Source organism: Cocleimonas flava (assembly GCF_004339015.1).
Lineage (GTDB): Bacteria > Pseudomonadota > Gammaproteobacteria > Thiotrichales > Thiotrichaceae > Cocleimonas > Cocleimonas flava.
On the sequence record NZ_SMFQ01000004.1, the window covers coordinates 512,092 to 535,118 of the forward strand.

23 protein-coding genes are annotated in these 23,027 nt (G+C 42.2%); 17 read left to right on the top strand and 6 right to left on the bottom strand.

Annotated features, from left to right (window positions below; all coding sequences use genetic code 11):
- The first annotated feature begins 19 nt into the window (after positions 1 to 19).
- The gene (locus tag EV695_RS14085) at positions 20 to 931 is read left to right on the top strand and encodes a LysR family transcriptional regulator (RefSeq protein WP_131906618.1); all 912 of its coding nucleotides are present in this window, start codon (positions 20 to 22) and stop codon (positions 929 to 931) included.
- A gap of 341 nt (positions 932 to 1,272) precedes the next feature.
- On the opposite strand, the gene bmt is transcribed toward EV695_RS14085, so the two are convergent.
- A complete protein-coding gene (bmt, locus tag EV695_RS14090) occupies positions 1,273 to 2,466 on the bottom strand; it encodes a betaine--homocysteine S-methyltransferase (protein ID WP_243651627.1) in 1,194 nt (397 codons plus the stop codon).
- Positions 2,467 to 2,647: 181 nt separating this feature from the next.
- On the opposite strand from bmt, the gene trpD reads away from it, so the two are divergent.
- From trpD to EV695_RS14110, 4 genes are all read left to right on the top strand, one after another.
- The gene (trpD, locus tag EV695_RS14095) at positions 2,648 to 3,664 is read left to right on the top strand and encodes an anthranilate phosphoribosyltransferase (protein WP_131906619.1); all 1,017 of its coding nucleotides are present in this window, start codon (positions 2,648 to 2,650) and stop codon (positions 3,662 to 3,664) included.
- A 31-nt stretch (positions 3,665 to 3,695) separates the two neighbouring features.
- On the top strand, positions 3,696 to 4,496 hold the full coding sequence (gene trpC / locus EV695_RS14100; protein ID WP_131906620.1) for an indole-3-glycerol phosphate synthase TrpC: 801 nt from the start codon (positions 3,696 to 3,698) through the stop codon (positions 4,494 to 4,496).
- A 122-nt stretch (positions 4,497 to 4,618) separates the two neighbouring features.
- Positions 4,619 to 5,440 carry a prolipoprotein diacylglyceryl transferase gene (lgt, locus tag EV695_RS14105; RefSeq protein ID WP_131906621.1) on the top strand — a complete coding sequence of 274 codons (822 nt, stop codon included), beginning with the start codon at positions 4,619 to 4,621 and terminating at the stop codon, positions 5,438 to 5,440.
- Positions 5,437 to 6,231, top strand: coding sequence for a thymidylate synthase (locus tag EV695_RS14110; protein ID WP_131906622.1), 795 nt, complete (start codon positions 5,437 to 5,439; stop codon positions 6,229 to 6,231). Before lgt ends, EV695_RS14110 begins: the two co-directional genes overlap by 4 nt.
- Positions 6,232 to 6,302: 71 nt before the next feature.
- On the opposite strand, the gene EV695_RS14115 is transcribed toward EV695_RS14110, so the two are convergent.
- Complete coding sequence (locus tag EV695_RS14115; protein ID WP_131906623.1) at positions 6,303 to 7,688, bottom strand: aspartate ammonia-lyase; 1,386 nt, start codon at positions 7,686 to 7,688, stop codon at positions 6,303 to 6,305.
- Between the two features lie 316 nt (positions 7,689 to 8,004).
- On the opposite strand from EV695_RS14115, the gene EV695_RS14120 reads away from it, so the two are divergent.
- From EV695_RS14120 to EV695_RS14155, 8 genes are all read left to right on the top strand, one after another.
- Entirely contained in the window at positions 8,005 to 9,117 is a 1,113-nt protein-coding gene (locus EV695_RS14120; RefSeq protein ID WP_207907091.1) for an alcohol dehydrogenase family protein, read from the top strand.
- Positions 9,118 to 9,368: 251 nt separating this feature from the next.
- Positions 9,369 to 9,806 carry a type II 3-dehydroquinate dehydratase gene (gene aroQ / locus EV695_RS14125; protein WP_131906624.1) on the top strand — a complete coding sequence of 146 codons (438 nt, stop codon included), beginning with the start codon at positions 9,369 to 9,371 and terminating at the stop codon, positions 9,804 to 9,806.
- A 77-nt stretch (positions 9,807 to 9,883) separates the two neighbouring features.
- The gene (accB, locus tag EV695_RS14130) at positions 9,884 to 10,336 is read left to right on the top strand and encodes an acetyl-CoA carboxylase biotin carboxyl carrier protein (protein ID WP_131906625.1); all 453 of its coding nucleotides are present in this window, start codon (positions 9,884 to 9,886) and stop codon (positions 10,334 to 10,336) included.
- A 98-nt stretch (positions 10,337 to 10,434) separates the two neighbouring features.
- A complete protein-coding gene (gene accC, locus EV695_RS14135) occupies positions 10,435 to 11,772 on the top strand; it encodes an acetyl-CoA carboxylase biotin carboxylase subunit (RefSeq protein ID WP_131906626.1) in 1,338 nt (445 codons plus the stop codon).
- Between the two features lie 28 nt (positions 11,773 to 11,800).
- Entirely contained in the window at positions 11,801 to 12,691 is an 891-nt protein-coding gene (gene prmA, locus EV695_RS14140; protein ID WP_131906627.1) for a 50S ribosomal protein L11 methyltransferase, read from the top strand.
- 25 nt (positions 12,692 to 12,716) lie between these two features.
- A complete protein-coding gene (locus tag EV695_RS14145; protein WP_131907074.1) occupies positions 12,717 to 13,430 on the top strand; it encodes a zinc-ribbon and DUF3426 domain-containing protein in 714 nt (237 codons plus the stop codon).
- Positions 13,431 to 13,450: 20 nt separating this feature from the next.
- Positions 13,451 to 14,434 (top strand): tRNA dihydrouridine synthase DusB, encoded by a 984-nt coding sequence (gene dusB, locus EV695_RS14150; RefSeq protein ID WP_131906628.1) that lies wholly within the window; start codon positions 13,451 to 13,453, stop codon positions 14,432 to 14,434.
- 134 nt (positions 14,435 to 14,568) lie between these two features.
- Positions 14,569 to 14,838 (top strand): helix-turn-helix domain-containing protein, encoded by a 270-nt coding sequence (locus EV695_RS14155; RefSeq protein ID WP_131906629.1) that lies wholly within the window; start codon positions 14,569 to 14,571, stop codon positions 14,836 to 14,838.
- 236 nt (positions 14,839 to 15,074) lie between these two features.
- Here the strand turns inward: EV695_RS14155 and trhA are convergent, their stop codons facing one another.
- The 4 genes from trhA to EV695_RS14175 form a co-directional block, all read right to left on the bottom strand.
- The gene (gene trhA, locus EV695_RS14160) at positions 15,075 to 15,704 is read right to left on the bottom strand and encodes a PAQR family membrane homeostasis protein TrhA (RefSeq protein ID WP_131906630.1); all 630 of its coding nucleotides are present in this window, start codon (positions 15,702 to 15,704) and stop codon (positions 15,075 to 15,077) included.
- A gap of 111 nt (positions 15,705 to 15,815) precedes the next feature.
- Positions 15,816 to 16,613 (bottom strand): lysophospholipid acyltransferase family protein, encoded by a 798-nt coding sequence (locus EV695_RS14165; protein WP_131906631.1) that lies wholly within the window; start codon positions 16,611 to 16,613, stop codon positions 15,816 to 15,818.
- Positions 16,614 to 16,660: 47 nt separating this feature from the next.
- Positions 16,661 to 17,500 carry a malonyl-ACP O-methyltransferase BioC gene (bioC, locus tag EV695_RS14170; RefSeq protein WP_131906632.1) on the bottom strand — a complete coding sequence of 280 codons (840 nt, stop codon included), beginning with the start codon at positions 17,498 to 17,500 and terminating at the stop codon, positions 16,661 to 16,663.
- A 92-nt stretch (positions 17,501 to 17,592) separates the two neighbouring features.
- Positions 17,593 to 18,477: an alpha/beta fold hydrolase gene (locus EV695_RS14175; RefSeq protein ID WP_131906633.1), complete on the bottom strand. Its 885-nt coding sequence runs from the start codon at positions 18,475 to 18,477 to the stop codon at positions 17,593 to 17,595.
- A 42-nt stretch (positions 18,478 to 18,519) separates the two neighbouring features.
- On the opposite strand from EV695_RS14175, the gene plsY reads away from it, so the two are divergent.
- The 4 genes from plsY to EV695_RS14195 all read left to right on the top strand — a co-directional run bounded on the left by plsY (position 18,520) and on the right by EV695_RS14195 (position 22,923).
- The gene (gene plsY, locus EV695_RS14180) at positions 18,520 to 19,107 is read left to right on the top strand and encodes a glycerol-3-phosphate 1-O-acyltransferase PlsY (protein WP_131906634.1); all 588 of its coding nucleotides are present in this window, start codon (positions 18,520 to 18,522) and stop codon (positions 19,105 to 19,107) included.
- A gap of 39 nt (positions 19,108 to 19,146) precedes the next feature.
- Positions 19,147 to 19,692, top strand: coding sequence for an RNA methyltransferase (locus EV695_RS14185; RefSeq protein ID WP_165874717.1), 546 nt, complete (start codon positions 19,147 to 19,149; stop codon positions 19,690 to 19,692).
- Positions 19,693 to 19,695: 3 nt separating this feature from the next.
- Positions 19,696 to 21,804, top strand: coding sequence for an ATP-dependent DNA helicase RecG (recG, locus tag EV695_RS14190; RefSeq protein WP_131906636.1), 2,109 nt, complete (start codon positions 19,696 to 19,698; stop codon positions 21,802 to 21,804).
- 270 nt (positions 21,805 to 22,074) lie between these two features.
- Positions 22,075 to 22,923, top strand: coding sequence for a LysR family transcriptional regulator (locus EV695_RS14195; protein ID WP_131906637.1), 849 nt, complete (start codon positions 22,075 to 22,077; stop codon positions 22,921 to 22,923).
- Positions 22,924 to 23,027 lie beyond the last annotated feature (104 nt).

A 23,027-nucleotide genomic window follows, 5' to 3' on the forward strand; every position in this document is an offset into this window, starting at 1 on the left:
CTATCCATGAAGAAACCTCATGATTGAAAACAAACACCTGAAAATCATTCAAGCACTCCATCTCAACGGCACACTGACCGAAGCCGCCAACACCCTCTATCTGAGCCAGTCTGCTTTATCACACCAAATCAGTTATTTAGAGAATAAATTAGATACCAAATTATGGGAAAGAGAAGGCAGAAATTTACGCCTGACTCAAGCTGGTAAATTGCTATTACAAACGGCCGAACAAGTATTACCCGTGATTAAGCAAACCGAAGAAACACTTAAGGCGTATAGCGAAGGTCGTCAGGGAATCTTGCGTATTGGTGTCGAATGTTATCCCTGCTATGAATGGTTAACAGGTGTAATTGGGGTGTTTTTAGAGAAGATGCCCGAGGTAGATATTGATATAGTGAACAAATTTCAGTTTTCAGGCTTGGAAGGTTTACTCAATCAACACATCGATATGTTGGTGACACCTGACATGGAAATTCGCGATAAAGTGCATTATGAAACCATTGCAGAATACGAACTGGTATTGCTGGTCGCCAAAGATCATCCATTAGCAAATCACAAAATCGTTTCTCCGACTGAGCTGGCAAAAGAAACCTTGTTGAGCTTTCCTGTACCTTTGGAAAGACTGGATATTATTACTGAGTTTTTAAATCCCGCGAGCCTCAAACCCTCTAAAATGAAGCAAATCGAATCGATTGAGTTGATGCTGCAAATGACAGCGCTTGACCGTGGTGTTTGCGCCTTACCGCAATGGCTTGCAGAAGAATCGACCAGAAAATATCCCTTGCAGACCTTACAGATCGGAGAAAACAGTATTCATAAAAAACTGTATATCGCCCTGCGCAGTAACGATACGGAGATCAGCTACATTCAGAAATTCATCGGTATTGGTAAAGACATGGCGAATCAGAAGCTAGAGGGAATTAACAATTAATCAAGAGATAGGGCTAGCAATTCAATAAATGACTTAGTCACCCCCCTACTTTTGAATGATATTACGCTTTTGTCTTTTAAAAGCGTAAATAGAATTTATGCTTTGCGAGGCACTTTTTTATTTACCTAATAATGAATAAAAAACAATTTCCCCAGAGATTATCTTGTACATCGACGATTCCTTATGGAATCTACGATGAACCTTTCTGGCTCCTGGTGAGCCTCGACTTGGTAAATTATGAGTTATCGGAAATAGAGCTGAGACTTATCAATCATTGTGCATCGACAATTCCTTACGGAATCTACGATGAACCTTTCTGGCTCCCGGTGAGCCTCGAAAGGTCACTTTCTACGACGAGAACGTCTTGGCGCATCCTTCTGCACATACGCCCCTTCAGCAATAGATAACTTACCTTCAAGCTGTGCAATTGCGCCGGTGCTTAACTCACCCAATCGTTGTTCGATTTCTTCTTTAGATGGAGAATCACCTTTGCTGTGATTATCAATCGCCTTGCGCATTGCTGCGACGTGATTATAAGATGTACCGCAACAGCCACCGATGATTCTGGCACCTGCATCGATTGCCATTCCGGCGTAGTCGGCCATAATGGCTTCTGTTCCGCTGTAGACGATTTCGCCATCGATATATTCGGGAACACCGCAATTAGCTTTGGAGATGATAATCGCTTCATCAGCCTTATTGCCATCAAGATTAGAAAGAGAGGTTTTGATATTGATTACCGCCGCGAGTAACTCTGCCGCTCCGATACCGCAGTTAGAGCCAAATGCAATCAGCGGTGTATCCATTTCCTCTGAGGCTTTCACAATATCATCAGGAGATAAACCCATCATGGTGCGGCCATTGGTGTCGATACTGTAGGTAGTTACGATCGGCAAACCTAAACCTGCACACGCCTCAACAGCAGCTGCAGCTTCTTCTTTTGAGGATAGTGTCTCAATCCAGAAGACATCAACACCGCCCTTCTTCAACGCTTCTGCTTGTTCACGAAATGCCACGACCGCTTCTTCATGAGTCATCGTTCCTAACGGCACAATCAATTCACCGGTTGGCCCCATCGAGCCAGCACAGACAATTTGACGACCCGATTTTTCGATTTCAGCTTTGAGTAATTTAACGCCATTTACGTTGAGTTCTTCGACACGTTTTTCCGCACCGTGTAACTTCATTCGATATTGTGTGCCACCAAAGGTATTGGTCAAGATGATGTCTGAACCCGCTTCGACAAAATTACGATAATGCTGAGAAATTCTATCAGAGTGATCTGTATTCCAGAGTTCTGGCGCATCACCGGTTTGTAACCCCATACCAAATAGATTGGAGCCAGTTGCCCCATCTGCCAGAAGTACGCCTTTTTCTTCGAGTAAATCGTGTAATAGTGTCGACATGGTTTTAGTTCTTACTTGTTGTATATAAAGGTATAAAGGCATTATCCCACTAAATGCAGGTACTTTCATTAAGCCTTGAGTAGATGTCGCAACGGTTATCAAGCATGACGTAGAAATCGGCTTATTCACACATGTCTATTACAAATCTATTGCAAAGTGTAAGCCACCTCCCCACTTTGAGGCACTTTTTTATTTGATGGAAACTTAAAGTGTTTGCTCTAACATCTGAAAAACTTCCATGTTAATATTCTCTGCCATCCAAAACGTAGAATTTACGTGAAAGCAACAAATAACTAATGACAGTAACGACATGAATATCCAATCAGCAATTAACAAAGCGATAGAAAGAGAAAACCTTAGCATTGATGAGATGACTGATGTCATGCACCAGATAATGACAGGTCAGGCAACCGATGCTCAAATAGGCGGATTTCTTATCGCGATGCGCATGAAAGGTGAAACCGTTGAAGAAATTGCAGCAGCAGCAAAAGTGATGAGATCACTCGCTACACCGGTAAATCTAGATAAAGATAAACTGGTTGAAATCGTCGGCACAGGCGGAGATGGCAGTAGCACCTTCAATATTTCAACCGCTAGTTGTCTGGTTGTTGCAGCAGCTGGTGGACGTGTTGCCAAACATGGTAATCGATCTGTTTCCAGTAGCTCCGGTGCTGCGGATTTACTCGAAGCAGCGGGTGTCAATCTTGAAATAACTGCAGATCAGGTAAAACAATGTGTCGATGATATTGGTGTTGGTTTTATGTTTGCACCCAAGCATCACAGCGCAATGAAGCATGCTATCGGCCCGCGTAAAGAAATGGGTGCACGCACCTTATTTAATTTACTCGGTCCTTTGACCAGTCCTGCTGGCACACCGAATCAAGTGCTGGGGGTTTTCAGTAAACAATGGGTAAGACCGGTTGCCGAAGTACTCCTGCAATTAGGTTCGAACCATGTAATGGTTGTGCATGGCAAAGATGGGATGGATGAAATCAGCATCTCTACAGATACCTATGTTGCCGAGCTCAAAGATGGAGAGATTACAGAGTACACAATCAAACCTGAAGACTTCGGTTTAAAGCAAAGCCCTATTAGCCATATCCGCGTCAAGAATGCCGAAGAAAGTCTGGCAATGGTCAATTCGGTTTTAAACAATGACAATAGTCCGGCGAGAGATATTGTTGCCTTGAATGCTGGTGCGGCTATCTATGTTGCCGGCTTGACTGCTTCACATCAGGCTGGCGTTGAACGCGCTTTAGAAGTGATTGAATCTGGTGCGGCCCGCCAGAAATTGCTCGACCTTATCCACGAAACTAACTCGTTCTAGCCTTTGCTAGCGATACTGGAATTTGAACACCATGGAAAGTAACACCCCTGACATTCTAAAGAAGATTATTCTTCGTAAAGAACAAGAAATAGCTGAACGCCTTCAAATAAATAGTTTGGACGACGTTATCAAACGTGTTGAAAACGCTTCACCTGTACGTGGTTTCGTCAACTCAATGCAACAACGTATTGCCAATGGTGATGCTGCGGTAATTGCAGAAGTTAAAAAAGCCTCGCCGAGCAAAGGCGTAATTCGCGAGCACTTCATTCCTGCAGAAATTGCCAAAAGTTATGAGAACGGTGGCGCTAGCTGTTTATCTGTTCTGACGGATATCGACTTTTTCCAAGGCAGTGACGAGTATTTACAACAAGCAAGAACAGCTTGTGAATTACCGGTAATTCGTAAAGATTTTATGGTCGACCCTTATCAGGTTTACGAAGCACGCGCGATGGGGGCAGATTGTATACTGCTGATTGTCGCTGTATTAAGCGATGAAAAAATGTCATCGCTGTATCATCTGGCGCGTGAGCTCGGCATGGATGTATTGATTGAAGTGCATGATGAAGAAGAACTGATGCGTTCATTACCGCTAGACGCAACCTTGGTCGGCATCAATAATCGAAATCTGCGAAATTTCGAAACCTCGCTAGATACCACTCTGAACCTGCTTGATAAAATACCTGAAGAGCGCATTGTGGTGACAGAAAGCGGCATACATAATGCCGAGCATGTGAAATTGATGCGTGATCATCAGGTCAACGCATTTCTTGTCGGCGAAGCCTTTATGCGCGCAGATGAGCCAGGCGAAGAGCTAAAGAAATTATTCTTTTAGTCACGTGTAATTATTTTTAATCGTTTTCCAAGTTAAACACGTTTAAAACGCTTTAAAACAATCCAAACGTAACAACAATACGTACTCATAAACCTAACACAATGATTTGGTAATTTTTACCCATGTTCACCTATCCTGAAATTGATCCTATTCTTATCCATTTCTCTGAAACCACTGGAGTACGTTGGTACGGTTTAATGTATGTCATCGGCTTTGTTGCTTTTCTTGTTTTAGGAAAAATCAGAGCCAGACGCCCACACAGCCCGGTTAAACCAGAGCAAGTTGACGACATCATGTTTTATGGCGCAATTGGCGTCATCGCAGGTGGCAGAATTGGGGAGATGTTCTTTTATCAATTTTCAGAATTGATGGCTGACCCGATGAAGCTGTTCCGCTTATGGGAACCCGGCATGAGTTTTCATGGTGGTTTAATTGGCGTTTTAATCGCCATGTTGATACTTGCCAGAAAATGGAATCTACGCTTTCTACAACTCGGTGACTTTATCGCCCCAATGGTGCCTATCGGTTTAGGCGCTGGCAGAATGGGGAATTTCATCAATGGCGAACTTTGGGGACGCCCTACTGACGTTCCGTGGGGAATGATTTTCCCACACGTTGATGACCAAGCGCGACATGCCTCGCAACTCTACGAGTTTATTGGTGAAGGTGTGTTGTTATTTCTTATTCTGTGGTTCTTCTCGAAAAAGCCACGTCCACTAGGTGCCGTTTCAGGGCTTTTCCTACTCGGTTATGGTATTGCCCGTTCGACCGTAGAGTTTTTCAGAGTTCCGGATAATAGTGATTTCCTTGGAATTGAATGGCTCACACAGGGCCAACTATTATCCATACCGATGATCATTGCTGGTATCGGATTAATCGTATGGGCATACAAAAGTAACAATGCAGACATAGAGCCGAGAACCAAAAAGGGAGCAAAAGCATGAAGCAATACCTCGATTTAATGCGTCACGTTTATGAAAACGGTACGGTTAAAGAAGACCGCACAGGTACTGGCACCAAATCTGTTTTTGGCTACCAGGCGCGTTACGATTTATCAGAAGGCTTCCCTCTTGTAACCACCAAAAAATGCCATCTGGGTTCTATCATCCATGAACTATTATGGTTCTTAAAAGGTGATACCAATATCAAATACCTCAAAGATAACGGTGTGCGTATCTGGGATGAATGGGCTGATGAAGATGGAAACCTGGGACCTGTTTACGGTTCGCAATGGCGCTCATGGCCAACACCGTCAGGTGATCATATCGACCAGATTTCAATGATTATTGATCAAATCAAAAATACGCCTGATTCACGTCGAATTATCGTAAGCGCATGGAATGTTGCTGACGTTGAAAACATGGCGCTTCCACCTTGTCATGCATTCTTCCAGTTTTATGTGGCGAATGGCAAGCTTTCTTGCCAATTGTATCAACGCAGTGCAGATATCTTCCTCGGCGTGCCTTTTAATATTGCTTCTTATGCGCTGTTGACCATGATGGTGGCGCAGGTTACTGGACTGGAAGCGGGTGATTTTATTCATACGCTGGGCGATGCGCATTTGTATTCTAATCACATGGAACAGGCCGAATTACAATTAAGTCGTGATCCACTGCCACTCCCAACGATGAAAATTAATCCTGACGTGGATTCTATTTTCGATTTCAAGTTCGAAGATTTTGAATTACAGAATTATGAAGCGCATCCTCATATAAAAGGGGTGGTTGCTGTTTAGCAAACCCACCCCCCTACTTAAAGGCGCTTTTTTAGAACATTCTAATTGAGCCTCTATCGATAGAGAGCTGTTTAATCCAGCTCTGTAGACTCCTTTATCAACGCATCGTAGTCTTCACTACTCATCAAATTACGTTCCAGTATTAATTCTCGAATAGTACGTCTCGACGTTAATGCTTCGACCGCTATTTCAGATGAAATCTCATAACCCAATTGCGGATTCAAAAGCGTCACCAAGGTGATACTCTTTTCCAGATTTTTCTGACAATGCTCGATATTCGGCGTGATACCTGAAACGCAACGATCACCCAGAATGCGCATTGCACGTTTCATAATGTCAATCGATTGAAACAGGTTTGCAACCATCACCGGCTCAAAAGCATTCAATTGCAATTGCCCACCTTCACACGCCAGCATGACGGTCAGGTCATTACCCATCACCTGATAAGCCACTTGATTAACCATCTCTGGAATCACCGGATTCACCTTGCCCGGCATAATTGATGAGCCGGCTTGTACAGGTGGTAAATTAATTTCGCCGATGCCTGCCCGTGGACCACAAGACAGCAAACGTAAATCATTACAGATTTTTGATAACTTGGTCGCAGTACGGCGTAACACTCCAGACCATGTGAGATAAATACCAGTATCAGACGTTGCTTCGATTGGATTTGCAGCAGGTGTGACCGAGAAACCACTGATCTCAGCAAGGTGTTTACATGCGACTGCTGCAAACCCTTTTGGTGCATTGACACCTGTGCCTATCGCTGTGCCACCGAGCCCTACTTCCCCAAGTAAACCTTCTAAGTCACGAAAGCGTTGTTTCTCTTCGCTTAAGGTATCGGCAAACGCCTGAAATTCTTGCCCCAGGGTCATGGGAACAGCGTCCTGTAATTGGGTTCTACCAATTTTATAGATCGATTTAAATAATTCCGCACGATCTTTGAAATGCCCAATCAATTGCTCTAGGGCTGCCAGTAAATCTGCATGACTCAATAGCAATCCAACACGAAAAGCGGTTGGATAAACATCATTAGTGGATTGCGATAAATTCACATGGTCATTGGGGTGTAAATTCTTATAGCTACCTTTTTCATGACCAAGTATTTCCAAGGCACGATTAGCAATGACTTCATTGGCATTCATATTGGTCGAGGTACCTGCGCCACCTTGAATCAAGTCGACGACAAAGTGCTCATGCAATTTGCCATCAATGATTTCATCACAGGCCTGATTAATCGCAGCTGCTAATTTTTCATCAATCAGACCAAATTCTAGATTAGCGGCCAAGGTGGCTTTTTTGACCATCGCTAATGCGATAATAATTCGTGGAAAATGGTTAATTTGAACCCCGGTAATGGTGAAATTTTCCAGTGCCCGAGCAGTATGTACGCCATAGTAAGCGTCTTTGGGAATATCTAAACTACCAAGGAAATCTTTTTCTGTACGTATTGCCATAGCAACCTCTTAGTTAGTGTATGAAAAGGCTTTGTTAGCAGGATAAAAAACACAAGCCTGTGAATTAACTTTATAGACCAAACAATCAATGTATTTATTAAATAATAGTTAAATTTTTAGCTTAAAACCCAAATTAAAAAATATAGTGAAAACCTCAAAATGCTTTCTGTACAATTCGAGCGAAAATCCTAAAGATCATATCGAATCTAAAAAAACTGCCCATAAGTAGGGGGGTGGCTTTCTATTATTTTATAATTAGAAAATACAACTACACTTGTGTAATACACCCAGAAATATTCTGTAAGGAATCGAAATAATGAGCAACACCATACCGAATACCATGACTGCCGCTCTACTCACAGGACACGGCGGCCTGGATAAACTGGAATATCGACACGATGTTGCTACACCAAGCCCTAAAGCCAATGAGGTTTTGATCAAAGTTTCTGCGGCAGGCATCAACAATACCGACATTAATACCCGCATTGCCTGGTATTCAAAATCGGTTAACACAGCCACAGACTCTGTTGCTACAGCAGGTTTTGATGATGCGAATGCAGACGATAGCTCATGGACAGGTGAAGCCATTAAATTCCCCCGCATTCAAGGTGCAGACGTTTGTGGGGTGATTGTTGCAGTGGGTGATCAGGTGAGTAATGAACGAATTGGTGAAAGAGTTCTGATCAGAAGCATTATGCAAACTTACACTGAATTTAGACCTTACGAGTGTTGGACATTTGGCTCAGAAATCGATGGCGGTTTTGCGCAATATACCGTGGCTCCAGCAGCAGAAAGTTACCCTGTAAAAAGTGAGTGGAGTGATGCTGAACTTGCATCGATACCATGTGCCTATTCTACGGCTGAAAACATACTACATCGTGCGGGTATAAAAGCAGGCGAAACGGTTTTGGTTTTGGTTACGGGTGCGTCTGGCGGTGTTGGATCAGCTGCAGTGCAATTAGTGAAACGCCGTGGTGCTTGGGTTATCGCTGTTACCAGCCAATCAAAAGCCGAAGAAGTAAAACAACTTGGGGCAGATGAGATTGTCTTTCGCGGAGAATCTATCACCGATAAAATAGGTGCCGACCAATTAGATGTCGTTATTGATCTGGTCGCTGGAAAAGATTGGCCCATGTTTATCGATGCTTTAAAACGTGGTGGTCGTTATGCAACCGCCGGCGCGATTGCTGGACCTATGGTCGAGCTAGACATAAGAACATTATACTTAAAAGACCTCACCTTTTTTGGCTGTACATTTCAAGATGAAATCGTTTTTCAAAATTTGATCAAGTACATTGAGGCCAATGAGATTAAACCCTTAGTAGCGAAGTCCTATCCCCTTTCTGATATCGCAGCAGCCCAAACGGACTTCTTGCAAAAAACACATACGGGCAAACTGGTTTTAATTCCTCCGACATCTGATGCGTAAGTATCCTCAAAATAACAATCAATGACCAGAGCAAAACAAAGACACTACAAATACTAAAAAACACCCTATTTCTGCACAAAAAACGTAAAACTTCTTGAATTACGCTAGAAAGCCTCAATTTATGATAAGACCCGCTATTATTCATTATTTTTATTAAAATAGAATAGCCTTTGTCGATATATCGGGTTAAAATTCACTAAATTTGACGCGTTTTGTCTTCAACTTCCTCTAAAATCAAGAAAAAAGCAAAAATGGCTAAAATACTACTACTGAATGGTCCTAACCTGAATTTGCTTGGGACAAGAGAGCCTGAAATCTATGGTTCTGATACTTTAGACGATATTGCCAAACGCCTTGAAAAACAAGCTTCTGAAAAATCTCACACCTTTGAACATGTGCAAAGTAATTCAGAATCAACGCTTATAGAAACTATTCACCAGGCAGCCAGAGATGGAGTCGAATTTATTTTGATCAATCCTGCTGCTTATACCCATACCAGTGTCGCTATCCGCGATGCCCTTCTGGGGACACAAATTCCTTTTATAGAAATACATATATCCAATGTGCATCAACGCGAAGCATTCCGTCAGCATTCTTATTTTTCAGATATTGCTGTTGGTACTATCGTGGGCTTGGGTGCGCTCGGTTACGAGCTTGGCTTACAGGCAGCTTTAAACCAGTTGGATTAACCATAAAGTCATTATCTGCAGTTAAATGTCTGTATCGATATGACTAACTTATAGAAATTTAAATTAGAGAACACATTATGGACGTTAGAAAAATCAAAAAACTGATCGAGCTAATCGAAAGCAGCGATATCGCAGAACTGGAGATTGTTGAAGGCGAAGAATCAGTAAGAATTTCACGTAACTCTACAACGCCTGTATATGCTGCACCTCCAGCTGCAGCTCCACAGTATAGTGCGCCACCAGTGGCTACTGATATGTCGGCCTCTCCTGGACTTCCGGATACGAGTGCACCACAAGGCGAAACGATTGATGCGCCAATGGTAGGTACGTTTTATAGTGCCGCTTCACCAACGTCTCCACCATTCGTTAGCGTTGGTTCTAAAGTCGCTATTGGCGATACGCTTTGCATCATCGAAGCAATGAAAATGCTTAACCAGATTGAGTCTGACAAAGCCGGCACTATCAAAGAAATCTTACTAGAAAATGAGACGCCTGTTGAATTTGGGCAACCACTTTATGTTATTGAATAAGCTTGTCTTTTAAACACAGTTTTTTATAAACCCGTTTTATATTAAATTTTTCAAATAGACAGATAAATAATAATCGAGTCAGATATTGAGACAATTAAATGATTAAAAAATTACTCATCGCCAATCGTGGTGAAATAGCATTAAGAATTCTTCGCGCATGTCATGAAATGGATATCAAAACTGTTGCCGTTCATTCAACAGCAGACCGTGATTTAAAACATGTAAGACTTGCAGATGAATCGGTGTGTATTGGTCCACCTTCATCTATGGATAGCTACTTGAATATTCCGGCTATCATTAGTGCTGCAGAAGTTACAGATTCAGATGCGATCCATCCGGGTTATGGTTTCCTCTCTGAAAATGCCGATTTTGCAGAACGTGTTGAGTCTAGCGGCTTTATTTTCGTTGGCCCTAAAGCTGAAACCATCCGTGTTATGGGTGATAAAATTGCAGCCAAAGCGGCAATGATAAAAGCGGGTGTTCCCTGTGTGCCAGGTTTTGATGGTCCCATCCCAGATGACCCAAAAGTTTGTTTAAAAATGGCAAAAGATATTGGCTACCCTATTATCATTAAAGCTACGGGTGGTGGCGGTGGTCGCGGTATGCGCGTGGTTTATGATGAGTCTGATTTATTAGAATCTATCTCACTCACCAAAACAGAAGCCGGTGCGGCTTTCAATAACGATGTGGTATTCATGGAAAAATTCCTTGAAAAGCCTCGTCATATCGAATTTCAGGTACTTGCCGATACGCACGGCAATGCCATCCACCTTTGTGAACGTGACTGCTCTATGCAGCGTCGTAATCAGAAAGTGGTTGAAGAAGCACCTGCACCTGGAATTACTCAGGAACAACGTACACGCATGGGCGAAGCGGTATCTAAAGCCTGTGTTGATATTGGCTATCGTGGCGCAGGTACATTCGAGTTCTTATACGAAAATGGTGAATTCTATTTCATTGAGATGAATACCCGTCTTCAGGTTGAACATCCAGTGACTGAACTAATTACGGGTGTTGATCTGGTTAAACAACAGCTGCTTATTGCATCTGGTGAAGAACTGAAAATCAAACAAGGATTGATTCCGCGTGGTCATGCGATTGAATGCAGAATCAACGCTGAAGATCCTGAAACGTTTGTCCCTTCTCCAGGTAAGATCGAACGTTTTCATATGCCAGGTGGTTTAGGTGTACGTGTCGACACGCATATCTATGGTGGCTACACCGTACCGCCCTATTACGATTCCATGATCGGTAAACTGATTGTGCATGCAGAAGATCGCGAAACTGCGATTAAACGTATGCGCGGCGCACTCTCTGAAATGGTTATCGAAGGCATCAAAACCAATGTACCTTTACAACGACGTATCATGGAAGATACGGCCTTTGTTGCAGGTGGTGCCGGTATTGACTATCTTGAGAAAAAATTAGGTTTATAGGATATTTTGATCTTAAGGATACAACAGCATGTCTGAACAACGTTGGTTACAACTGGTTTGCCAAACAGATCAGCAGAACCACGCAATCATAGAAAACGCGATGGAGAGTGCAAATGCACTCTCTATTACCTTTCAAGATGCAAAAGATACGCCTGTGTTAGAGCCTTTACCGGGTGAAACACCGCTATGGGATGAGCTTATCATCACCGCCTTGTTTGATTACGACACCGATCTATCAAAGTTGACCAACGCTTTAGAAACACACCGTGAAGAATGGCATGTAGGCAGCGTGTTAGTCGAAACTATCGAAGATCAGGATTGGGAACGCGTCTGGATGAAAGACTTTCATCCCATGCAGTTTGGTGACAATCTCTGGATATACCCCAGTAATTATGACGTTCCGGAAGATGACAGCGTTAAGATATTGCTTGATCCCGGGCTAGCCTTCGGTACCGGCACCCACCCTACTACGTCTCTTTGCCTGGAATGGTTAGATCAAAATCATCCAACCGATAAATTAGTGATCGACTATGGTTGTGGCAGTGGTATTTTGGCGTTGGCAGCCGCTAAACTCGGCTCAAAAAACATTATCGCGACCGATATAGATCCTCAGGCGCTTACTGCAACCTACGACAATATGGAGCGTAATAACATCAGCAAAGATGCCATCCAGTGTTACTTGCCGGATGATTGTCCGCAACAGCCAGCCGACTTATTGTTAGCCAATATTCTCTGCGGACCACTTCGTGAACTTTTTCCTTTATTCGCTTCACTTACCCGCAGCGGTGGGCAACTCGTTTTATCAGGAATTCTGAGCGAACAAAAAGATCAGATACTCGAAACATATTCTGCAGCATTTAAAGATTTTGAGGTTAAAATTCTTGAAGACTGGGTAAGAATCAGCGCAATAAAAACTTAATAGCAGAGGTTCTAAAACCACATCCATGTTTACTCAATGCGAACATTGTAAAGCCATATTTGAAATCAATATGCGCGAAGTCACTATCGCTAAAGGCATGTTGCGTTGTGGTGAATGTCATCAGGTTTTTAATGGATCAAAAACATTATCTACCAATATGCCTGAGCCCTACTCTGATAAAAAAATAGAATCTGCCAAAACACGAGAATCCAAAAAGCCCGAAGAAATCAGGCACACGGATATCATCACTGATGATAATAAGGATGGCGGCAATAACGCTGCCAAAGCAGACAAAAAACCAGCAATCAAAGGGGTCGAAAAAGACTCCGACGGTGTTGGTTTGCGATTAAAAACCACCGCCTTATTACTGTTTCTTTTGCTAATTACTCAGGTTTTATACCATTACAAAGATGAAATTTTAGGTGTAAACCGCTACGAGCCTGATAAAATCCACATGGTCAACCATAATGTCTTTACGCACCCCATTGAAAAAGGTGTGCTATTGATTTCTGCGTCCATGGAAAACGAGGCTGATTTTGATCAGAAATTCCCTATTCTAGAAGTTCGGCTGACTGATTCACAATCCAAACTCGTCGCTTTAAGAAGGTTTAAGCCCAACGAATATTTGGAAAACTACACTGAGTCCATGTTGTTAAAAAAGAATTTAGTCACCAACCTTAAATTGAAAATCAAAGATCCGGGAAGCAAAGCAACCCGCTTTCAGTTTAACTTTTTATAAAGCACTAAATCATTACCATTATGTCGTATCAGATAGGTTCATATACGCTCAAGAGCAAACTTTTGCTGGCTCCGATGGCAGGTATCACCGATCGCCCTTATCGAGACGTATGTCGCCAGTATGGCGCGGGTCTTACTTCGTCAGAGATGATTACTTCAGACCTTTCTCTACTTAAAACACGAAAAACACAACAACGACTTCCGCAAAGAAATGAACCCAGCCCCAGATCAGCTCAAATCGTAGGTACTGAACCTCATGTGATGGCAGAAGCGGCGAAATTCAATGTTGATCTCGGTGCAGAAATCATCGACATCAATATGGGTTGTCCGGCAAAAAAAGTGTGTAATAAAGCCGCTGGTTCGGCATTGATGAAAGACACTAAACTCGTTGCAGAGATTTTAGAAAAAATTGTCGCTGCCGTTGATGTGCCTGTCACATTAAAAATTCGTACTGGCTGGGAATCAACTCATCGCAATGCATTAGAAGTCGCCAGAATAGCGGAAAACGCAGGAATAGCGTCACTCGCCATCCACGGTAGAACCAGAAATCAAGGCTATACGGGACATGCCGAATACGAAACCATACGCCAAATAAAACACGCTATTGACATACCAGTATTGGCAAATGGAGACATCAAAACCATTGAAGATGCGCTGTTTATTTTGAACTACACCAACGTAGATGGACTCATGCTGGGTAGAATTAGTCACGGTCAACCGTGGATATTTAAAGAGATTAATGATATTTTGGTCGATGCAGCACCAACTTTTCCCATTAAGTTGGAGGAGAAGATTGATACTACGTTAAAACATATCGATGCCATTCATCGCTACTATGGCACTGATCAAGGAGTTCGCATTGCGCGAAAACATATCGGCTGGTATTTATCTAGTTTAGTAGGCCAACAACAGAAACTACTGAAACCTTTGACCAAAGAGATCTACCCAATCTCATGCTCGAAGAAGCAATTACAAAAGTTAGAAAGTATTCTGTTAGCTCTTTAAAGGCCATGGAAACAATTTAATACAAACCAGCAATGTACCCGTATTGTATTAGTATTGATCAATTAAAAAATAATTAGCCTTTTGCTTAGAGTCAGCTGCTCTAACAAAACCTAATAACAAGGAAAGAACAAGCCATGAATCAACCTTTAAAAACACTGCCAGTTATCACAACTACAGGTAGTTCTTTATCAGAAACCACACGCGATACTGTTGAAAACTATTTAATGCTGTTAGGTGATCATGACGCGACGTTTTTATATCGACAAATCATGGATGAAGTTGAAAGACCGTTGTTAGAAGTGCTGATGCAACACACCAATGGCAATCAATCACGTACGGCTGCGTGTTTGGGAATCAATAGAGCAACACTTCGCTCGAAACTTAAAAGACATTCTATTATTTAAAGCTGTCTATTCTGGTTATCTGAATGGCAGATGCAGAGATATATTAATCCGTGCATCAAACAATAGATCAATGACATACCAAAACACACAAAAAAGCCTGAAATAATTCAGGCTTTTTTGTGTGTTTCTCGTTCAAATTAACATTCAGAAAACAACATTAATTTACATTTTTTATTGGCATAACTATTGGCACCCCCCTACTTATAGCCGTTTTTTTAGCTACCCCATAGAGAAGACTAAATCACATAAGCAGAGATGGATATATAGTGGCTAAGGCTGCCACCTATAACAAACAAATGCCACACACCATGAGCATGCTTTACCCGATCGCTTAAAATAAAGAATACAACGCCCACTGTATAAAGCACACCACCCACCGCGAGCAACCACACACCCGTGGAGGCTAGACTCTCCGTTAGCGGTTGTATTGGTATAATGACCAACCAGCCCATAACCAGATAGATGATTAGCGGAATTATTCGTTTATTTTCTTTATTGGCATCTTTAGGCCAGACATCTATCAGCATGCCAATCAACGCCAAGCCCCAAACCACAGCAAATATTGTCCACCCCCAGTTGCCACGAAGCGTGACCAACATATAGGGTGTATAGGTACCTGCGATTAACAAGTAAATTGATAGATGATCGAGCTTTTCGAATAAGTCTCGAAAGCGCCCGCTATGACCATGACAAAGAGTAGAACTGATATACAAAAGCAATAAGGTAGTGCCATAGATACTGGCGCTGACAATTTTCCAGGTATCGCCTGTATTAGCGGCTAAAACAATTAAATAGATAAGTCCGGGCACAGCCAAAACTGCGGCAAGAAAATGCGTAATTGTGTTAAATTTTTCTCCTTGCTGCATTTTTTTATTTCCTTTCCTTCTAACATATTTTCTTATTTACTTACTCATAACACACTATTTAATAACGTTTTTTTAATTTGTTATTTGTAAAAATATTGTTGTGAAGCGTGTTTACTGCTCAGACGATATTGCTTTGCTCTCCATCGATATTTTTTTGACAACAATAGACTTGATTTGGTTCTCGCAAAGTTCAGCTATTCTCTTTCTTTCGCTAAACTCTCCCGCAGGGATCAAAGACAGAAACGTCAGTATAACATTAATACTCGATTCACCAATGATACCGAGCAGATTCGACATAAAGCTTTGATCTTGCCACAATATTTTAGGGTGTGGCTCACCTTTATCGTTTAAATACTGAACAGCTATCGGTTGAACTGCCAAATTATGATCCATCACTGGCGCAAAAATACGCGCATGAAAACGACGCACATCACCCGCTGTTGATGTAGTACCTTCCGGGAACACTAAAATATTATCCCCAGCATTTATTTTGTTAGCGATTTCCTGTGAGGCGCGTTGCGAAGCATTTACACCACCACGCTTTATATAAACCGTTCCACCCTTTTCGCCCAACCAACCAATCACAGGCCATTTGCGTACTTCTGCTTTTGATAGAAAACCAGCTCCCATACTACCAACCACCGGAATATCCAACCACGAAGCATGATTTGCGACCCACAATGCAGGCTGATCTGGAGATGGCACATCACCTTTAACGGTGAAATTTAAACCAACAATTTTAATCACCGTAGCCAGCCACCACTTACGCACTTGTTTTTGTTTTAAGGTCGGTATGCCTTTATTTTTAAGAGACTTATCACGAGAACTGAATGCGCCCATCAAAATCATGCCAATAATCGACAAAATAATTAAAGCGGGGATTTTGTATAAAATACGTATAAATTTCATGTGGGGTTAAATATTAGAATAAACAAATTATAAAGATTTTGAAGAAATTATACCTTTTGAATCGGAATAACATGATCAAAATTATCAAGTTTTAAACCTTCTCCCACCCAGGCGTGACCATAAATGACTTCCCACGTAGCGGGGTATAAACCCTCATCTGTTTTAAATTGCTCGTAGGCTGTTTCAAAAGCTTTTAATTTTTGCTTACCCATTAATCCTTTACTGCGACCGCTGTGGCTGTTATTCGCGCCAATCTGCTTAATATCACGCATAATCTGGCGCACATTCGTGTAGGTCATGGTAATCATTTCCATATCTGTCACCGGATTGATAAAACCTGATTGTAATAGCGCATCACCAATTTCATGCATATCCAGAAAATGACTGGTGTGTGGCACATTATCTACGGTTGCCCAGCTCTCGCGCATCTCGCGTAAAGTTTCCGGACCCAGAGTACTGAATAACAACAGCCCATTGGGCGCTAATACACTGTGAAAACCAGCAAAGGTTTGTTTTAAATCATTACTCCACTGCAACATTAAGCTAGAGATGATTAAGTCTATGCTATCTGGCTTAAGTGGTAATTGTTCGGCATCGGCGCAAACGGCAAGTGGCTTGCGAAACCAGCCGCCCAATTGCTGGCTTTTGCGCGCCATGCTATGCGCCAGGTCTAACGCGACTATTGAAGATTTGGGATAACGCTTGAGTAAATCCTGAGTAATAAAACCCGTACCGGATCCGACATCCAAAACGGTTTTTGGCGAATGTTTAATGTAATCCAAACGTCCCGAAAGTCGATTCGCTACTTCTTTTTGCAGCACTGCAGAGGCATCATAGGTTTCTGCGGCGCGTTCAAAGTGAAGGCGTGTGGTTTTCTTATCGAACATGATTAATATTTATCAACTTTTATTTGTTTAATGACTTCTATTTCGTTCATAGACATTTATTTCGTTTATAGACATCTGCTTGTTTAATAACATCACTTTGAAGTATCTATAAAAGTCGATACTGCTCTAACGAACTCATCGGGGTGCGTCATAAAAGGCGCATGCCCGGCATTCTCAAGGAGCGTGATTTGAGCATCAGAACGTAAAGATTTCAAATCATTTATCACATCAGCCGGTATTAATCGGTCTTTACCTGCGAACAACCAGTGTTGTGGATGTTGACTGACGCTGTTTCTGAAATCGCTCTCTGCTAGTAGCTTCAAGCCTAATGCTAAAGAATCTGAAGTCACCCCACTCTTTATTCCAATCTTCACCCCACTAGTCACCCCCCCACTTTGAGGCACTTTTTTTGAAGATGCTGCTTTGTCTTCTGCAGGACAGATATCTTGAATCAGTTCGCGCTGGATCTCTTTCGAACCTGCAACACCCATAAACTGCAACGCAATAAAACGCTTCAACGTGCCTTCCGTATCTTTGTGTAAATTGATCGCAAAATTATTCAGCACCTTCAAGCTCATGGCATGCGGCCACAAACTTTCTGCACTTTCATCCTGAGAGAAACGTAAAGTGCTAGCCACCAAGGTTAAAGATTGTATTTTTTCTGGTATTTTATCGGCTAAAGCCTGAGCGATTAAACCACCCAACGACCAACCCATGATATGCACTTTTTCCTGACCCAATTCATCGATCAAATCAGAGAATAGCGCCATGATGTCTTGCATCGAGTCTGCGTTGACGTCGTTATTAATGCCATGACCCGGCAAATCTACCAAATGAATTTGATAATGTGGCTCCAGCGCCGGTAACACGGGTTTCCAGACATTTGAGTTCATACCCCAACCGTGTAACAACAAAAGTGTGGGTCTATAATCTGATGACGATCCAAAACCTGATGATTTTACTAAAAGTTTTTTCATTTTTTGCTACACTGCTCAGACACTCATTTTCTTGGTCATATCATGCCTTATTTCCTGGTTATTCTCGCCTATTTTCTTGGTTCAGTATCAACCGCTGTAATTAGCTGTAAGATGCTTGGAAAAGTTGACCCAAGGACTGTAGGCTCTAAAAACCCGGGCGCAACCAATGTACTGCGTTACGCAGGAAAAAAAGCCGCTTTTTTCACGTTATTAGGTGATCTACTGAAAGGTCTGGTTCCCGTCGCGATTGGTCATGCACTGGACCTTAGCTGGGGCTGGTTAATATTAGTCGGTATTGCTGCATTCATTGGTCATGTATACCCGATTTATTATGGCTTCAAAGGCGGCAAAGGTGTTGCGACTGCTTTAGGTGTGTATTTAGCGTTGAATCCAATCGTTGGTATTGTGGTTATTTTAACCTGGTTAATATCCGCACTGGTTTTCAATATTTCTTCTCTGTCTGCCTTGATTGCAACACTACTCGCACCACTCTACTTTTTCTGGGTAACAAGCTCCTTAGATCTGTTTCTGGGATTAGTCTTAATCACGGCTATTATCTACTGGCGTCATCGTACCAATATCGTTGAAATCATCGATGGTACAGAAGATAAAATCTCTGAGAAAAAATAGTCAGATCATTCCAGTAAAGTATGCGGAAAAAATATGCGGATGAATAGGCAACTCGATCACGCTCAGGCTAGCGCTCAGGTTAATCCTCTCGAAGAGAGCCAAACGCAGAAGTTTCCTATTTGCATTCTCGCCAATGATATTAATATCGCAGGTAATGTCGGTAGCTTATTCCGGATTGCAGACGCGTTGGGTGTTGAAAAACTCTACCTTACCGGAACGACTGCGACACCTCCAAAATACAAAATTCGCAAAGCGGCACGCGCCAGTGATAAACATGTCGATTTTGAATATCACGAGTCAGCAAGCACACTCATCAACACGCTGAAAACCACAGACACGAACATTATCTGTTTAGAGATTACCGAATCTAGCATCGATATTAGAGACTTCAGACCAACAAACCTCTCTGATAATAGCAAACTGTGTTTAGTCATCGGCTCTGAAAATGAAGGAATTTCCCACGAAATACTCAGCCTTGCAGATCAAACCGTCCATATTCCCATGTATGGCGAAAACTCATCGATGAATGTTGCCACCTCATGTGCGATTGCCATCCATGAATTAATCCAGCACTTCCAAGCGTAGTTTATGGTCACCCCCCCACTTATAAGCCTTTTTTCACCGGTAACCGAATTAAAAGGTGTAGGCCCAAAAATGGCCGAGAACCTTGAAAAGCTGGATATCGAAAAAGTACAGGATTTGCTTTTCCATCTGCCGTTGCGCTATCAAGACAGAACTCAATTTTATGAGATTGGTGCGGTCTCGCATGGACAAGAGGTGATGGTCATCGGCGAAGTCGAACACTCGGAAATTGTGTATCGCGGTCGACGCATGATGATCTGTACCATTTCAGACGGCACTGGCTTACTCACACTCCGTTTTTTCCACTTTAGTAATGCTCAGCAGAAGGCACTGACGCGTGGCACCAAAGTGAGATGTTTTGGAGAAGTGCGCATCGGAAAAACCAGCCGTGAAATGGTACACCCGGAATATAAAATTTTGACGAACTCAGATAGTCAAAATACCCAAAGTGGCTTAGCCAAAGCACTGACACCGATTTATCCAGCGACCAAAGGCTTACAACAACGCAGCTTGTTACGATTGGCTCAAGCGGCGTTAAGTCACCTCAATGGACTTGAAGACCTTATCCCTCAACAAATAGTCGCGGATAATCATTTATACGATTTGAATCATGCACTACAAGCATTGCATCAACCCGTAGCTGGGGTTTCAGTGGCGCAGTTATTAGCGCGTAATCACCCCGCGCAACAGCGTTTAATCTTCGAAGAATTACTCGCGCATCAATTGAGTTTAAGAAAACTCAGAGAGCAACAAAAACAAGCAAACGGAATTCCATTTAATACCAAATCGACTTATTTCAATCGGCTAAAAGACAACTTGCCGTTCGACTTAACCAACGCACAAAATCGCGTCATCGAAGAAATAGATGAAGATCTGCAGCAAACATGGCCGATGAGTCGTTTGGTACAAGGTGATGTGGGTTCGGGTAAAACCCTGGTCGCTGCAGCCGCGGCGTTAACAGCCATAGAAGCAGGTTATCAAGTAGCGCTGATGGCACCGACCGAAATACTCTCGGAACAACATTTTAAGAACTTCACCGACTGGTTGAGCCCGTTAGGTTTAAATGTCACGTTATTATCAGGAAAACTAAAAGTTGCAGAAAAGCGAGAAGCGCTAGCAGCAACTGAAAATGGAACGAGCCATTTAATTATTGGTACGCATGCCCTATTCCAGAATGATGTGAATTTCCAACGACTGGGATTAATCATCGTCGACGAGCAACACCGTTTTGGTGTGCACCAACGTTTATCGCTACGTGAAAAAGGTAAGACCCAAACCCAACAAGAAGATATTTATCCGCATCAGTTAGTCATGACGGCAACGCCTATTCCACGCACGTTAGCCATGACTACCTACGCTGATATGGATTATTCTGTTATCGACGAATTACCACCCGGTCGAACGCCAATCAAAACCGTCGTTATTAGTAACTCGCGACGTGATGAGATCGTGCAAAGAATTGATGTGGTATGTAATGAAGGTGCTCAGGTTTATTGGGTATGTACGCTGATTGAAGAATCAGAAACCTTGCAAGCACAAAATGCCGAAGAAACCACCGAATTACTCCAACAAGCCTTACCAGACTTAAAGATTGGATTAGTTCACGGACGCATGAAGTCAGCCGAGAAAGAAGCAATTATGGCTGAATTCAAATCCGGCAAGCTACATCTATTAGTTGCTACAACAGTGATTGAAGTGGGTGTAGACGTACCCAATGCGACCCTGATGATTATCGAAAATGCAGAACGCTTAGGGCTGGCACAATTACATCAATTACGCGGACGTGTCGGTCGTGGCAGCAAAGCCAGTAGTTGTGTACTGATGTATCAAACACCCTTGTCAGATAACGCACGCAAACGTCTGGAAGCATTGCGCAACAGCAACGACGGCTTTGAAATAGCCAGAATAGATCTGGAGATTCGCGGTCCCGGGGAAGTGTTTGGTACCCGCCAGACCGGCGAATTACAATTTAGAATTGCCAACCTGATGGAAGACCAAATGCTGCTGCCTAAAGTCCAACAGGCAGCAAAACAAATGTTAGAGCAATATCCGGAGAATATAGAATCCTTAATCGAACGCTGGATTAAACATGCTGAGGATTATGCATCCGTTTGATCTGAGAATAATCACAAGGTCACCCCCCTACTTGAATGACAACTCGTTTTTGTTTTATAAAAAACGATATTGGAATTTATGCTTTGCGGAATGACAACTCGTTTTTGTTTTGTAAAAAACGATATTGGAATTTATGCTTTGCGGAATGACAACTCGTTTTTGTTTTGTAAAAAACGATATTGGAATTTATGCAAAGCTAGATGAGTTTTTTAGTGACTTAAGTCGAACAAGAAAATATGATGATCTTGATCCCTTTTAACGGTTATACCCATGGATATTTCCCACCTAAAGACCTTTCTCGAGATTTATAAAACTCGGCACTTCAGAAAATCCGCTGAAAAATTATTCATTACACAATCAGCAGCAAGTGCTCGTATCAAATTACTCGAAGACCGATTAGGCGTTGCTTTATTCACACGGGATAAACGCAATATTGAACCGACACCTGCCGCACATCGTTTCTTCAAATACGCAGAAATGGTGGTTACTGGTTGGGATCAAGCCAAACAAGTGGTGGCTTTACCAGATGAATATGAGCTATCCATCTCAATAGCCTGTATGGCTGATATCTGGCATTTGTTTCTTAAAAACTGGATTGTCGAAATAAAAGATCAACGACCTGAATTTGCCTTTAACTTGATGATCAACCAGTCTCATGATGTATCGGACTTATTAATCAACGGCGCTTTGGATTTAGGTTTTGTTTTCGAGCCGATTCAATTGCCTTCGATTGAAGCGCACGAAGTGCTTGAATTTGAAATCAAACTTTTTTCGACCACGCCAAACCAAACACCCGAACAAGCACTGGATAAAAATTACATAAAAATAGACTGGGGAGTCTCGTTTGAATACGAATATTCACAGGAATATAAAGATCAGGCAATTTCAAATGTGCGCACTAACTACGGCTTAATGGCGATTGACATTATGAAGGATAATGGCGGAGCCGCTTACCTTCCCGATTTAAGCCCTTTGCAAAATGACCCAACACTGCCACTTTATGAAGTTGAAAATGCCTTTATCTTTAAAAGAAAGCTCTATGCGCTTTATAGAAAAGATACTGAAGTGCATGAAAATATTGCAGAAATCATCAACACCATCAAATCGATTATTGCTTAAAAACTGATAGATTGGATAAAGCCCTGAATGACAGCGCTAATAGTTTATCTAACCGTTCACATTGAAATTTCACATATAGGAAAGCACCTGCTTAAAAAAACGAT

Excerpts from the sequence above, each read along its gene's own strand:
- EV695_RS14085 (WP_131906618.1), top strand. The coding sequence starts at position 20 with ATGATTGAAAACAAACACCTGAAAATCATTCAAGCACTCCATCTCAAC.
- trpD (WP_131906619.1), top strand. The coding sequence starts at position 2,648 with ATGAATATCCAATCAGCAATTAACAAAGCGATAGAAAGAGAAAACCTT.
- trpC (WP_131906620.1), top strand. The coding sequence starts at position 3,696 with ATGGAAAGTAACACCCCTGACATTCTAAAGAAGATTATTCTTCGTAAA.
- lgt (WP_131906621.1), top strand. The coding sequence starts at position 4,619 with ATGTTCACCTATCCTGAAATTGATCCTATTCTTATCCATTTCTCTGAA.
- EV695_RS14110 (WP_131906622.1), top strand. The coding sequence starts at position 5,437 with ATGAAGCAATACCTCGATTTAATGCGTCACGTTTATGAAAACGGTACG.
- EV695_RS14115 (WP_131906623.1), bottom strand. The coding sequence starts at position 7,688 with ATGGCAATACGTACAGAAAAAGATTTCCTTGGTAGTTTAGATATTCCC.
- EV695_RS14120 (WP_207907091.1), top strand. The coding sequence starts at position 8,005 with ATGAGCAACACCATACCGAATACCATGACTGCCGCTCTACTCACAGGA.
- aroQ (WP_131906624.1), top strand. The coding sequence starts at position 9,369 with ATGGCTAAAATACTACTACTGAATGGTCCTAACCTGAATTTGCTTGGG.
- accB (WP_131906625.1), top strand. The coding sequence starts at position 9,884 with ATGGACGTTAGAAAAATCAAAAAACTGATCGAGCTAATCGAAAGCAGC.
- accC (WP_131906626.1), top strand. The coding sequence starts at position 10,435 with ATGATTAAAAAATTACTCATCGCCAATCGTGGTGAAATAGCATTAAGA.
- prmA (WP_131906627.1), top strand. The coding sequence starts at position 11,801 with ATGTCTGAACAACGTTGGTTACAACTGGTTTGCCAAACAGATCAGCAG.
- EV695_RS14145 (WP_131907074.1), top strand. The coding sequence starts at position 12,717 with ATGTTTACTCAATGCGAACATTGTAAAGCCATATTTGAAATCAATATG.
- dusB (WP_131906628.1), top strand. The coding sequence starts at position 13,451 with ATGTCGTATCAGATAGGTTCATATACGCTCAAGAGCAAACTTTTGCTG.
- EV695_RS14155 (WP_131906629.1), top strand. The coding sequence starts at position 14,569 with ATGAATCAACCTTTAAAAACACTGCCAGTTATCACAACTACAGGTAGT.
- trhA (WP_131906630.1), bottom strand. The coding sequence starts at position 15,704 with ATGCAGCAAGGAGAAAAATTTAACACAATTACGCATTTTCTTGCCGCA.
- EV695_RS14165 (WP_131906631.1), bottom strand. The coding sequence starts at position 16,613 with ATGAAATTTATACGTATTTTATACAAAATCCCCGCTTTAATTATTTTG.
- bioC (WP_131906632.1), bottom strand. The coding sequence starts at position 17,500 with ATGTTCGATAAGAAAACCACACGCCTTCACTTTGAACGCGCCGCAGAA.
- EV695_RS14175 (WP_131906633.1), bottom strand. The coding sequence starts at position 18,477 with ATGAAAAAACTTTTAGTAAAATCATCAGGTTTTGGATCGTCATCAGAT.
- plsY (WP_131906634.1), top strand. The coding sequence starts at position 18,520 with ATGCCTTATTTCCTGGTTATTCTCGCCTATTTTCTTGGTTCAGTATCA.
- EV695_RS14185 (WP_165874717.1), top strand. The coding sequence starts at position 19,147 with ATGAATAGGCAACTCGATCACGCTCAGGCTAGCGCTCAGGTTAATCCT.
- recG (WP_131906636.1), top strand. The coding sequence starts at position 19,696 with ATGGTCACCCCCCCACTTATAAGCCTTTTTTCACCGGTAACCGAATTA.
- EV695_RS14195 (WP_131906637.1), top strand. The coding sequence starts at position 22,075 with ATGGATATTTCCCACCTAAAGACCTTTCTCGAGATTTATAAAACTCGG.